Below are 12,500 nucleotides of genomic sequence, written 5' to 3'. Positions count from 1 at the left end.
TAACGGTCCTAAGGTAGCGAAATTCCTTGTCGGGTAAGTTCCGACCTGCACGAATGGTGTAACGACTTGGACGCTGTCTCAGCCACGGGCTCGGCGAACTTGTGGTACCGGTGAAGACGCCGGTTACCCGCCACGGGACGGAAAGACCCCGTGAAGCTTTACTGCAGCCTAGCATTGAACTCGGGCAGGGCATGCGTAGGATAGGTGGGAGGCTGAGAAGTCCCGACTCCGGTCGGGATGGAGCCACCCTTGAAATACCACCCTTGTTCTGTCTGGGTTCTAACCTGCCCTGGTAAATCCCAGGGAGGGACAGTGTTAGGTGGGCAGTTTGACTGGGGCGGTCGCCTCCTAAATGGTAACGGAGGCTCCCAAAGGTCCCCTCAGCACGGTTGGTAATCGTGCGTAGAGTGCAAGGGCATAAGGGGGCTTGACTGCGAGACCGACAGGTCGAGCAGGTGCGAAAGCAGGGCCTAGTGATCCGGCGGTTCCGAGTGGAAGGGCCGTCGCTCAAAGGATAAAAGCTACTCCGGGGATAACAGGCTAGTCTCCCCCAAGAGTTCACATCGACGGGGAGGTTCGGCACCTCGATGTCGGCTCATCGCATCCTGGGGCTGGAGAAGGTCCCAAGGGTCGGGCTGTTCGCCCGTTAAAGCGGTACGTGAGCTGGGTTCAGAACGTCGTGAGACAGTTCGGTCCCTATCTGTGGCGGGCGCAGGATACCTGAGGGGAGTCACCCCTAGTACGAGAGGACCGGGGTGAACGAGCCTCTGGTGTACCAGCTGTCACGCCAGTGGCACCGCTGGGTAGCTATGCTCGGATGGGATAAGCGCTGAAAGCATCTAAGCGCGAAGCCCACCCCAAGATTAGGTATCCCGAGGCGTTAAGCCCCTGAAGGCCCCTGGTAGACTACCAGGTTGATAGGCCACAGGTGTAAGCGCCGCAAGGCGTTTAGCCGAGTGGTACTAATCGGCCGTGCGACTTAGCCAAATTAATTCTACCGCTTACAGATTAGGTTGCTAAACAAATTCTATCCTGTGGCTTTCACCCTTCCAATTTTCATGGTTTTTTATAACTGAGTTTTTGACCCGGTGGCTATAGCGGAGGGGAAACACCCGTTCCCATTCCGAACACGGAAGTTAAGCCCTCCAGCGCCGATGGTACTGGTCGCGCGAGCGACCGGGAGAGTAGGTCGCTGCCGGGTTTTTTTATTTTTAACTCCGTTTTTAAAATGTTAAGTTCTTAAATATAACTAAAAACATCCCTCACCGTTTATCTCTTCATATTCCACACTGAAACTTGGGCTTTCTTCCTATATTAACACCCCTTGAGCGATTTTTTATTGAAATTAAGTGTAAAACTTTTTATATTTTAACTTGAGTGAAAATTTTTAAAACAAAAAATTGGTAAAAGTGAGAAAAGTTATCCTTGTAATTCTTGATGGATTTGGTGTTCGTGATCAAAATATACCCCTTGAAGGTGATGCCATAGCACTTGCAAAAAAACCAAATTTTGATTTTTTGTATGCAAACTATCCTTGGGTTACGCTTCATGCTTCGGGAGAATATGTTGGACTGCCAGATGGACAAATGGGGAATTCCGAAGTGGGTCATCTAAATATCGGAGCTGGCAGAATTGTTTATCAAGACATTGTTAGAATTAGTAAAGCGATAAAAAATGGGGAATTTTTTAGAAATGAGGCACTGCTTGGAGCAATTGAAAATGTAAAACAAAACAATAGTGCACTTCATCTTGTTGGACTTCTGTCTGACGGGGGAGTTCATAGTCATATGGAACATCTGTATGCATTGCTTGAATTTGCAAAAATGCATGGAGTTAGCAAAGTTTTTGTTCATGCTCTTCTTGATGGGCGTGATACACCGCCGTCAAGTGCAATTGGTTATATCCGAGAGTTTGAGGCAAAGGCAAAAGAAATTGGCGTCGGGAAAATAGCTGTTGTTGGTGGAAGATATTACGGTATGGATAGAGACAACAGATGGGAGAGAACGGAAAAATATTATAAAGCGATGACCGAAGCACAAGGTGAAAAATTTAAAAGCGCAGAAGAAGGAGTTCTGAAATCTTACGATAAAGGTATAACTGATGAATTCGTCGTTCCATTTATAGTTGTAGATGAGGATGGAAATCCAGTGGGACAGGTTAGGGATGGCGATTCAATTATATTTTTTAATTTCAGAGCCGATAGGGCAAGACAATTAACAAGAGCTTTTATTGATGAAAAATTTGATAAGTTCCAGCGCAAAAAATTAAATGTTCATTTTGTAACGATGACCGAATACAATGACGATTTTGATGTTCCGATAGCTTTTAAACCCGTTTATTTAACTAATACACTTGGTGAGGTTATATCAAAGCATGGGTTAAAGCAGTTAAGAATCGCTGAAACGGAAAAATATGCCCATGTAACTTATTTTTTCAGCGGTGGCAGAGAAGATCCATTTGAGGGAGAAAATAGAATTTTAATTCCTTCACCAAAGGTCGCAACTTATGATTTGAAACCAGAGATGAGCGCTTTTGAGGTAACGGACAAAGTTATTGAAGAAATGGAAAAGCAAATATATGCTCTCATAGTTTTGAACTTTGCAAACCCAGATATGGTAGGGCATACTGGAATAATTCCAGCAACTGTTAAAGCTATTGAAGCAATAGATATGTGTATTGGTAGAATTTATAATTCGGCGAAGAAAAATGATTATGTTATGATAATAACCGCTGATCATGGAAACGCAGAAAAGATGATTGATCCTGAAACAGGTGAACCACATACAGCACACACGACAAGCCAAGTTCCATTTATACTTGTTATGGATGATTATAAAGGGGAGTTGAAAAAAGATGGAAAACTTGGTGATATAGCCCCGACAATACTCACAATTATGAATCTCCCAATCCCCCCTGAAATGGATGGAGAAATTCTAACGCTTGAGAAAGTGCCGTATTTTGCAAAGTGATTAACTTAATCAAAACCAAATTAGGAGGGCATTAACATGGCGAAGGCGAAGAAAATAGCAAAAAAGCCAGCGAAGAAGGCTCCAGCCAAAGCTGGTGGTGTATCAAAAAATTATGTTGACACAAAGTTCAAATCTTTACAGCAACAAATTGATGATCTTGTTAAAAGGGTAGAAGCGCTGGAGTCAAAACTTGGCGTTGAAAAGAAAGAAGAAGTTGGGGAAGTAACCGGAGGCGCTGGCGAAACAGCAGGTTGATTTAGGTTTATTTAAAAGGGGTTGCTCATCGCAACCCCTCTTTTTTATTTTGCTTTGCCTAATTAAAAATTTTTCTTTGCTTGGTGAAAATTGAAAAAGTAAATAAAATCAAAGGGGTAATTTATCCCCCGGGAGACAAATCAATTTCACATCGTGTTGCCCTTATCTGTGCTCTTTCAATGGGGGAAAATGTGATAGAGAATTTCCTCATCTCTGACGATACACTGAGAACATTAAATTGTCTTGAGAGTCTTGGTGTTGAAATTGAAATATCGGAAAAATTAAAGATACGAGGAAGAGGAATTAGAAATTTTCGCAAACCAGATTCAATTCTTGACGCTGGAAATTCAGGAACAACAATCCGTCTTCTTGCAGGAATACTTGCTGGGCAAAACTTCAATTCTGAAATAACAGGGGATGAATCTCTGCGAAGGCGCCCGATGATGCGAATCGTTAAACCTCTTAAGATGATGGGTGCAAAAATTGAAGCAACAGAAAACGGAACAGCTCCGCTCAAAATTTACGCTGTAGAGAAGCTAAACCCAATTAAATATGAACTTGAAATTCCAAGTGCACAAGTTAAATCCTGCCTTATATTCGCCGGGCTTCACGCCGAGGGAAAAACAAAAATAATAGAAAAAATTCCAACCAGAGATCACACGGAAAGATTGCTTGGTTTGAAAGTTGTAAGCGAAAATGGGGAAAAAATAATAGAGGTCAAACCTATAAAAATTGAACCTCGCCACTACTTTATCCCTGGAGATATATCAACCTCTGCATTTTTTATTGTCGCTGCTTCAATTGTTCCAAATTCACACATAGTTATAAAAAATGTTAGTTTAAATCCCACAAGAATTGGATTTATTAATATCCTTAAAAAAATGGGCGCACAAATTGAATTTGAAAACCTCAGAGAATCGTCAAATGAACCTATTGGTGATGTGATTGTAAAATCAGGTAATGAGATAAATCTTAAAAACTTAACTCTTTCTGGAGAACTAATACCAAATATAATTGACGAAATACCCATACTTTCAATTGCTGGGACCGTTGCCGAAGGTGTTTTTAAAGTTCGTGATGCGAGCGATTTGAGAAATAAAGAAAGTGATAGAATAAAAGCAATCGTTCACAACCTTAGAAATATGGGGCTTGAAGTTGAGGAGTATGAAGATGGGTTTGCGTTTGAAGGCGGAAGAAAATTAAAAGGTGCCTTTATTGAAACTTTTAACGACCATAGAATCGCGATGGCTTTTTCAATTGCTGGATTGATCGCTGATGGGGAAACAATTATAGATAAACCTGAATGTGTTAAAATTTCTTTTCCTGATTTTTACAAAACTTTGAGAAAAATCGTAAATTAAAAACGGAAACAATCAGGAGGTGTAAGTGAAATGGCTGAGGTTAAACTTGAAAATGTGAGCAAAATCTACCCAAACAATGTCATCGCAGTAAAAGATGCAACATTTGAAGTCAAGGATGGAGAATTTATGGTTTTACTTGGTCCATCTGGATGTGGTAAGACCACAACTTTGAGAATGATAGCCGGGCTTGAAGATGTGACGAAGGGATATATTTACATTGATAACAAAATCGTCAACGATGTTCCTCCAAAGGATAGAGATATAGCAATGGTTTTTCAGAACTATGCTCTTTATCCGCATATGAGTGTTTATGAAAATATGGCTTTTGGGCTCAAGCTTCGCAAATATCCAAAGAGCGAAATTGACAAGAGAGTTAAAGAAGCAGCTAAAATTCTTGGTATTGAACATCTTCTTGATCGCAAACCAAAAGAACTTTCCGGTGGGCAAAGGCAACGCGTTGCAGTTGGAAGAGCGATTGTAAGAAACCCAAAGGTTTTTTTATTTGATGAACCTTTAAGCAATCTTGACGCAAAATTTAGAGTCCAAATGAGAACTGAAATTTCAAAACTTCATCAAAAACTTGGAGCAACGATGATTTATGTAACTCATGATCAAATTGAGGCAATGACGATGGGAGATAGGATCGTCGTTATGAAAGATGGAATAATCCAGCAGATAGATACGCCATTGAATCTTTATAATTTCCCAAAAAACAAATTTGTTGCTGGTTTCATTGGTAGCCCGTCAATGAATTTCCTTGAGGGAAAAATAATCCAAGAAGATGGTTTAAAATTCGTTGAAAACAATAATGGTTTTAAACTTCTAATACCTCAGGAATATCAGGACAAACTGAAAAATTATGTTGGCAAGGAAATAATTTTAGGTATAAGACCTGAGCATATATACGATCCTCTTTACACTCAAATATCAAATGGGGAAAAAGTGCGGGTTCTTATTGATGTCGTTGAGCCAATGGGAAATGAAATTTATCTTTATTTTGCAACTTCAACATCTCAATGTGTTGCACGAATCCCTGCTCATGAGGAACCACAAACTGGGATTTACAAGGAACTTGTGATTGATATGCGAAAGGCACATTTCTTTGACAAAGATACAGAAGAATCAATTTTGTGGAAATGAGAGATGTCCCACCGTAAATTAATGAAAATAGTTGAGGAAATAATTTCAAAAGATGATGAAATTCTCGTTCCAGCAAGAAAAATTTACTTGCTCATAAAATATCATCATAAAGATATACAGCTTCCCACATTTTCTGATTTTGTGAACATACTTAGAAGAAGTAGAAAATTTGAGGTAATTGAATCAGGGGAAACGATTCATTACGATCTTCCAGAAAGTGTTGAGAAACTTTTAATGCAAGTTGAAATTTATGGGACAGGTCCAAGGGTTAAATTTCGTTCTGTTAAATTAACACCTAAATTGCTTCGTGAGGCGTTTTTGAAGAGTTATCAAAAGATGAGAGCGGGGATTGAAAATCTCCTTGCTAAAATTTCAGCAGAAAATGATTTGCCATCCAACGAGATAAACAAAGTGATTTCGTCATTCACAGAGTTACGTGAGCAGATAAATAAGACAATTCAGATGCTTGAAAAACTTGAACTCTATGAAATTACAGCCAGGGTTGGAGGAAAAAAGAAAAGCAGAGGGTAACTTTAAAATGTTCATTCAAATTGTTATATTAAAGAAAAACAAAATTTGTTTAAAGCCATGGTAACAGAAGAACAGGTATATGAAGCCCTTAGAGAATGCTATGACCCTGAAATCCCGATAAATATCGTTGATCTTGGGCTTGTTTATGAGGTCAAGATTATTGATGATTGGGTTGGCGTTAAGATGACCCTTACTGCTCCCGGGTGTCCTGCACATACATTTATAAGTCAACAGGTGCGTGAGCGTTTGCTTCAAATTCCAGGTGTGAAAGATGCTGATGTTGTCGTTGTTTGGGAACCAAGGTGGAATCCAAGTATGATGTCTGAAAAGGCGAGAATGATGCTTTTTGGTGATTTAGGGTTATCAACAGGTGAAAAGGAGGGAGAAGAGGGTGAATAATTTTTAGCACGCCCGGAGGGACTCGAACCCCCAACCTTCTGGTCCGTAGCCAGACGCTCTATCCAGTTGAGCTACGGGCGCAGTCATTTTAAATATATGAAAAAAATTTTTTTCTTTCAAACTTTCCCAATCTTTATAGACAGAGGGAAATTGTTAAAAATCCCTTTTCATGCTTGTCAATCCGAGCAAATTAAAGGGGATTGAGAGTATAATTGAGGTAAAGAATGCCCCCCAGATTGCGGATTTAAAAAAATCAGCGTTGAATTTCAAGGATTGAAAGTAAAAGGTCACAGGGGCAAATATAATTCCCGTGAAAATTGAAATCAACACAAGACCAAGCAAAAGCGCAATCGTTGCACCTCTTGATGAAGCAAGGCGAACTGGGCTTTTCTCGGAATAATTTGAAAAATATCCCCCCATCCCAAGCCCAAGTGAAACATAGGTAAGCGCAATGAAAAAACTCACTGTTGTTATTAACATCCCAATGTTTGGGTCTTTGCCAAACGGAAAAACGGACGCATAAGATACTGCCTCGGAGATTATAAGAATCGGGAAAAATGAAATGATAAATTTGTGAATATAAAGTCGGGATAACTTAACAGGCGATGACCTCACCAACCAGTAACTCATTCCTTCAAGAGAGATTAAGGGATAAACAAAGCGAATTACAATTGACGCAATTAAAAAAACATTGAAAGAAAATATTGAAATAAATGCAAGCGTTAAAAGTTGTGGCTCAATTCTATAAAGACGCATTTTCACTAAACTCACAATAAATATCAAAACAAGCAAAAACATTATCAATAAGTGACCCCATTGACTTGGTTCTCTTAAAAACATCTTTAAATCACGCTTGATGAAAACCTCAATTTGTGGATGAAGAACTGATTTCTTTGCAAAACTTAAAAATTCAATTGAAAATTTTTTCTTAATTTTATTCCTCAAATCAAATGCAATAAATAGCGTTTCAAAATAAATTTTTCTTGCGACCCCAAAGTTTATCAAAACCATTCCAATTGTTGCAGATATTAAAATCAAAAAGTATTTTAGAACCATCTCTGAATTTCCCCTTGCGCTGAAATAAAATATCTCTGCGACCCAATGGTTCGGGAGATACACCGCTATTGATGGATCAATCTGTGCAAAATACTGATCAATATAAGGGTAATACTTCATCGCCTCTGTAAACAACTTCATCGGATTTATGCTTTTGAAATATAAATAAATTCCCAAGGCGTAGATTAACCCGGCTGTTAAGGCAAGTTTTCGTATGTCAATTTTTTTTGAAAGCCTCAAAATTAGCATGAGAATTGTGATGCTAAAAGATGCTGACATAAGCATAAACGGAATTAAAACACCAATGAATGAAAAGATGTAGAAATTAAAAGACTTCCTAAAGTAACTTCCATACCCCAGCAAAATTGCAGAGATGAATATAAACATCGTAGATGAACTATAAAAAAAGTTGTCAAGAAATTTAACTATGTAAATTTTTATCGGTTTTATCGGTGTCGTAAGGAAAAATTCAAGGTCTTTGCTTTTGTAAAGTGTTGAATAAGCAACTATCACATTGCCCAAACTCACCAAAACGAATAAAATGAAAAGAAGCATTGACAAAATTCTGTGAAAAAGAAAAAGTCCAATTCTCGCCTCCGCAAGAAGATATGCGGTTGCATAATTTGAAGAGATAAATGTTGAGAGAGCAAAACCTGTAAAGACGATAAGTGAACCAAGTTCCTTTAAAACCCCACTCCATCTGGTTTCAAAGGTTGATTTAAATATGGAGATCAATTTGAATTTCAATATCAAAAATAAGTCAGACATCTCTGCTAATTGTTCTATTTTCACTTTATTAGTTCAATGAACATAGATTCAAATTTTCCATCATGACTTCGTTTGAATTCTTCAATATCTTTCGCCTCAAGCTTCGCTATTAATTTCCCGTCTTTTATTATCCCTATTGTATCGCATAATTCTTCTGCGACCTCAAGTGAGTGAGTTGACATGAAGATTGTTGTGCCTTCTTTTGACTTTTGCTTTAATGTATCTTTAACGATTTTGGCGCTTCTTGGGTCAAGTCCGATCATTGGTTCGTCAATAACAATCACTTTTGGTTCGTGCAGCAATGCTGAAGCAATTATAACACGCTGTTTCATTCCCTGTGAGTATTCTTCAACTTTTTTGTCAATCCATTTCCCAATTTCAAAATGTTCAACGAGTAAATCAATTTTTTCTTTTATTTTTTCCTTCTCCATTTTGAATAAGCCACCAACAAAATAGAGAAACTCACGACCTGTTAGTTTATCATACATATACGGTTGGTCAGGGATATAACTTAAATAAGATTTTGCTTTTTCAGGCTCTTTTAAGGCATCAATACCACAGATGAAAATTTTTCCACTTGTTGGTTGAATCAGACCCGCGATCATTTTTATAGTTGTGGTTTTCCCAGCGCCGTTTGGTCCAAGGAACCCGAAAAACTCACCTGGTTTTACCTCTAAAGATAGATTATCAACAGCGACAAAATCACCGAATTTTTTCGTTAAATTTTCAAGTTTAATCATACAGATAAATTCTAAATTTTAAAAGTTTGGCGAAACAACATTTTCTTGATAGAACTCGGTTATTATTCTTGCTGCTTCTTTCGGGTCATCTGTAAGTTCAAAAATGTTCATATCTTCTGTGGATATATTACCTTCGCCAAGAACTTTATCTCTGAGCCAACTTATCAGCCCTTCCCAGTATTCGCTCCCCATCAGAACGACGGGGAAACGCGTTGTTTTCCCTGTTTGTATTAAAGTTAAAGCCTCAAAAAATTCATCAAGCGTCCCGAAACCTCCTGGTAAAACAACAAATCCTTGTGAATATTTTACAAACATAACTTTGCGGACAAAGAAATGCCTGAATTCAATTCCAACATCTACATATGGATTGAATTTTTGCTCAAGTGGCAGTTCAATGTTTATTCCAACCGATAAACCACCTGCTTCTTTTGCCCCGAGATTTGCTGCTTCCATAATCCCAGGTCCGCCCCCTGTTATTATACCAAATCCAGATTTTACAAGTTCTCTTGCAACTTGACGAGCCATTTCGTAGTATCTATGCCCAGGTTTTGTCCGCGCTGAGCCAAATATAGAAACACAAGGTCCAATCTTTGTCATCTGGTCAAATCCTTCCACAAATTCCGCCATTATTCTGAAAATTCTCCATATATCCTTCTGTCTGCTTTCAAACCAGATTTGTTCATCCTTTAAAATTTTATCTGTCATATCTTTCGCTAAAGTTTATTTAAAATTCATCAAAATTTCCGATAGATAAAATTTTTCAAAATTTCCTTCCCAAACTCTGTCATAATTGATTCAGGATGAAATTGAACCCCAAATGTTGGAAATTCTTTGTGTTTTAACCCCATTATTATTCCATCCTCTGTCCATGCAGTTATTTCAAGTGAGTCGGGTAATGTATTTCTATCAACAATAAGTGAGTGATATCGTGTTGCTTTAAAAGGATTGGGTAAACCAGAAAATATGGATGAATTATTGTGGTAGATTTTTGAAACTTTTCCATGCATTATGGTGGGTGCCTTTATAACTTTACCCCCAAAGGCTACACCAATTGCCTGATGCCCAAGGCAAACTCCAAGAATTGGAGTAGATTTATGAAATTGTCTTATAACTTCAATTGATATACCAGCTTCATACGGCGTGCATGGTCCAGGCGAAATCACAATCGCATCAGGTTTGATTTGTTTTATTTCATCAATTGTTATAGCATCATTTCTTGCAACCTCCATCTCAACCCCAATTTCACCAATATATTGAACAAGATTGTATGTAAATGAATCGTAATTGTCAATTATCAAAATCATTTTTTCGGATAGAGAATTTAGTTTTCGTATAACAATTCAACTGCTTTAAATAGCGCTTCAAGTTTGTCCAGCGTTTCTTGATACTCTCGTTCGGGTATTGAATCATGGACGATCCCAGCTCCTGCCTGAAAATATGCTTTATTTCCCTTCATTACAATTGTTCTTATAGCTATGCATGAGTCAATGTTTCCAGAAAAATCAATATAACCAATAGCTCCTCCGTAAATTCCACGTTTTGTTGGCTCAAGTTCAGCGATTATTTCCATTGCTCTTATCTTTGGGGCACCCGTTACAGTTCCAGCTGGAAAACACGCATAAAGAGCTTCAATAGGGCTTACATCTTCACGTAGTTTTCCACTTATATTGCTCACAATGTGCATAACATGTGAATATCTTTCAATAACCATGAATTGATCTACTTTCACAGTCCCGAAATAACTTATTTTGCCTATATCATTTCTGCCAAGGTCAACCAGCATCAAATGTTCTGCCTTTTCTTTTTCATCACTAAGAAGTTCAGCTTCAAGTCTCGCGTCTTCATCAGGATTTTTACCTCTTCTTCTTGTCCCAGCAATCGGTCTTGTTTCAACGATCCCATTTTCAGCTCTAACAAGTAGTTCTGGTGATGAGCCAATGATTTTGAAGTCGTCAGCATCTAAAAAATACATATATGGCGATGGATTTACAACTCTTAGCATTCTGTAAATGTCAAATGGATCGGCGTCAATTTTTCTTTCGCATCTTTGGGAGAGCACGGCTTGAAAAATATCACCATTTATTATGTATTCCTTTACTCGTTTCACTTTTTCAATGAACTCTTCACGAGTCATGTTAAATTTTGGTTCGGTGTCAAGTTCGGCTTTTGATATTTCAGTGTTAAGGCGTTTCTTTAAGAAAGATTTAATTTCTGTTATCTTTCCAAGCGCCGTAAGATATTTGTCTTTTAGTTCAGATTCTGTTTCATCACCATTTTTATAAACATTTGAAATTAAAAAAATTTTCCGCTTTAAGTTATCAAAGACAAGTATTGTGTCAAAAAACATCAGAAATATATCTGGTGCACCAATGTCATCAATTTCCGCTTGAGGAATTTTCTCAACGAGTGAAACACTTTCGTAGCCAAAGTATCCAACTGCACCACATGTGAATCTTGAGAGTTCATCAACGCTAACGGATTTAAAAAGAGAAAGGATTTTTTTCAAGGCTTCAAGTGGATGAGATTCACCTTTGATTTTTTCCTCAACGAAGGAAAATTTATCATCAAGTATTTTAATTTTAAAATTATTTCCCCTGACCTCAAAGAGCAGAAATGGTTGAAATCCGATAAACGAATACCTTGCAATTTTCTCGCCACCTTCAACGCTTTCAAATAAGAAAGAAAACTTGCTTTTATCTCGTATCTTCATATAAACTGATACAGGCGTTTCCGTATCGGCAAGGAGTGATTCATAAACTGGAATTATATTCCCTTTTTCAGTTAAAATTTTAAAAGTTTCATACGGAAGAAACATCGTTCAAGTTTTGCTTTCTTTTACAAGGACATTTTCTTCCTCAAATTTAAAAATTAGGTTTTTTTACGGTTTCTGGGATAGGTTCAGGTTTAAATGTTTCGCGATTTAAAAGGACGATGACGGTTTCGCCAGTTGCAACTGTTCTTTTCGTTTTTGATTCCTCAATCAAATACTCCATTTCAAAGCTTGTGTTTCCAATTTTTGAAACTCTTGCGTAAACATCAAGGATTTCATCAAACTTTGCGGGTGTGATATAATTGCAAACGTTTCTTGCTATGACGAAATAAAAATCGTTAAAGAAACGCCCCGGGTCAATCCCAAGCGCTTGTCTTATGTATTCTGTTCTTGCGATTTCAAAGTATTTTAAATAAACAGAATTATGAACTATCCCGTATGAGTCAAGGTCAAAGCTTCTTACCTGGACTTGAATTTTAAACTTGAATTTCGTGTTGTTAAGTTTTTCATT

At 37.9% G+C, this 12,500-nt stretch carries 12 protein-coding genes, 1 tRNA gene and 2 rRNA genes (1 of these 15 running past the window's edge); 8 read left to right on the top strand and 7 right to left on the bottom strand.

Annotated features, from left to right (window positions below; translation table 11 throughout):
* The 8 genes from AT685_RS00400 to AT685_RS00365 all read left to right on the top strand — a co-directional run.
* Positions 1-987, top strand: a 23S ribosomal RNA gene (locus AT685_RS00400) (it extends 2,040 nt beyond the left edge of the window).
* 97 nt (positions 988-1,084) lie between these two features.
* A 5S ribosomal RNA gene (rrf, locus tag AT685_RS00395) occupies positions 1,085-1,201 on the top strand.
* 208 nt (positions 1,202-1,409) lie between these two features.
* Positions 1,410-2,969, top strand: coding sequence for a 2,3-bisphosphoglycerate-independent phosphoglycerate mutase (gpmI, locus tag AT685_RS00390; protein WP_072151101.1), 1,560 nt, complete (start codon positions 1,410-1,412; stop codon positions 2,967-2,969).
* 36 nt (positions 2,970-3,005) lie between these two features.
* Positions 3,006-3,224, top strand: a complete 219-nt coding sequence (locus AT685_RS00385; RefSeq protein ID WP_072151092.1) for a hypothetical protein — start codon at positions 3,006-3,008, stop codon at positions 3,222-3,224.
* 83 nt (positions 3,225-3,307) lie between these two features.
* Positions 3,308-4,585, top strand: a complete 1,278-nt coding sequence (gene aroA, locus AT685_RS00380; RefSeq protein WP_234696205.1) for a 3-phosphoshikimate 1-carboxyvinyltransferase — start codon at positions 3,308-3,310, stop codon at positions 4,583-4,585.
* Between the two features lie 30 nt (positions 4,586-4,615).
* A complete protein-coding gene (locus tag AT685_RS00375) occupies positions 4,616-5,725 on the top strand; it encodes an ABC transporter ATP-binding protein (protein WP_072149866.1) in 1,110 nt (369 codons plus the stop codon).
* Between the two features lie 21 nt (positions 5,726-5,746).
* The gene (locus AT685_RS00370; protein ID WP_072151090.1) at positions 5,747-6,256 is read left to right on the top strand and encodes a hypothetical protein; all 510 of its coding nucleotides are present in this window, start codon (positions 5,747-5,749) and stop codon (positions 6,254-6,256) included.
* 57 nt (positions 6,257-6,313) lie between these two features.
* Complete coding sequence (locus AT685_RS00365) at positions 6,314-6,655, top strand: metal-sulfur cluster assembly factor (protein WP_072149864.1); 342 nt, start codon at positions 6,314-6,316, stop codon at positions 6,653-6,655.
* 7 nt (positions 6,656-6,662) lie between these two features.
* Here the strand turns inward: AT685_RS00365 and AT685_RS00360 are convergent.
* From AT685_RS00360 to AT685_RS00330, 7 genes are all read right to left on the bottom strand, one after another.
* Positions 6,663-6,736, bottom strand: a tRNA-Arg gene (locus AT685_RS00360).
* A gap of 72 nt (positions 6,737-6,808) precedes the next feature.
* Positions 6,809-8,479, bottom strand: a complete 1,671-nt coding sequence (locus AT685_RS00355; protein ID WP_072211354.1) for a putative ABC transporter permease subunit — start codon at positions 8,477-8,479, stop codon at positions 6,809-6,811.
* A gap of 20 nt (positions 8,480-8,499) precedes the next feature.
* On the bottom strand, positions 8,500-9,219 hold the full coding sequence (locus tag AT685_RS00350; protein ID WP_072151088.1) for an ABC transporter ATP-binding protein: 720 nt from the start codon (positions 9,217-9,219) through the stop codon (positions 8,500-8,502).
* 18 nt (positions 9,220-9,237) lie between these two features.
* On the bottom strand, positions 9,238-9,924 hold the full coding sequence (locus AT685_RS00345) for an LOG family protein (RefSeq protein ID WP_072151087.1): 687 nt from the start codon (positions 9,922-9,924) through the stop codon (positions 9,238-9,240).
* 29 nt (positions 9,925-9,953) lie between these two features.
* A complete protein-coding gene (locus AT685_RS00340) occupies positions 9,954-10,523 on the bottom strand; it encodes an anthranilate synthase component II (RefSeq protein WP_072149859.1) in 570 nt (189 codons plus the stop codon).
* Positions 10,524-10,540: 17 nt separating this feature from the next.
* The gene (gene trpE, locus AT685_RS00335) at positions 10,541-12,034 is read right to left on the bottom strand and encodes an anthranilate synthase component I (protein ID WP_072151086.1); all 1,494 of its coding nucleotides are present in this window, start codon (positions 12,032-12,034) and stop codon (positions 10,541-10,543) included.
* Between the two features lie 46 nt (positions 12,035-12,080).
* A partial coding sequence (locus AT685_RS00330) for an acyl-CoA thioesterase (protein ID WP_072151085.1) occupies positions 12,081-12,500 on the bottom strand: 420 nt, incomplete at its 5' end.

Origin of the sequence: Candidatus Kryptobacter tengchongensis (genome assembly GCF_001458555.1) — a bacterium.
GTDB lineage: Bacteria > Bacteroidota > Ignavibacteria > Kryptoniales > Kryptoniaceae > Kryptonium > Kryptonium tengchongense.
This window is presented reverse-complemented; position numbering and strand designations above follow the sequence as displayed.

Coding starts and splice junctions, on each gene's coding strand:
- AT685_RS00385 (WP_072151092.1), top strand. CDS start 3,006: ATGGCGAAGGCGAAGAAAATAGCAAAAAAGCCAGCGAAGAAGGCTCCA.
- AT685_RS00375 (WP_072149866.1), top strand. CDS start 4,616: ATGGCTGAGGTTAAACTTGAAAATGTGAGCAAAATCTACCCAAACAAT.
- AT685_RS00370 (WP_072151090.1), top strand. CDS start 5,747: ATGAAAATAGTTGAGGAAATAATTTCAAAAGATGATGAAATTCTCGTT.
- AT685_RS00365 (WP_072149864.1), top strand. CDS start 6,314: ATGGTAACAGAAGAACAGGTATATGAAGCCCTTAGAGAATGCTATGAC.
- AT685_RS00355 (WP_072211354.1), bottom strand. CDS start 8,479: ATGTCTGACTTATTTTTGATATTGAAATTCAAATTGATCTCCATATTT.
- AT685_RS00350 (WP_072151088.1), bottom strand. CDS start 9,219: ATGATTAAACTTGAAAATTTAACGAAAAAATTCGGTGATTTTGTCGCT.
- AT685_RS00345 (WP_072151087.1), bottom strand. CDS start 9,924: ATGACAGATAAAATTTTAAAGGATGAACAAATCTGGTTTGAAAGCAGA.
- AT685_RS00340 (WP_072149859.1), bottom strand. CDS start 10,523: ATGATTTTGATAATTGACAATTACGATTCATTTACATACAATCTTGTT.
- trpE (WP_072151086.1), bottom strand. CDS start 12,034: ATGTTTCTTCCGTATGAAACTTTTAAAATTTTAACTGAAAAAGGGAAT.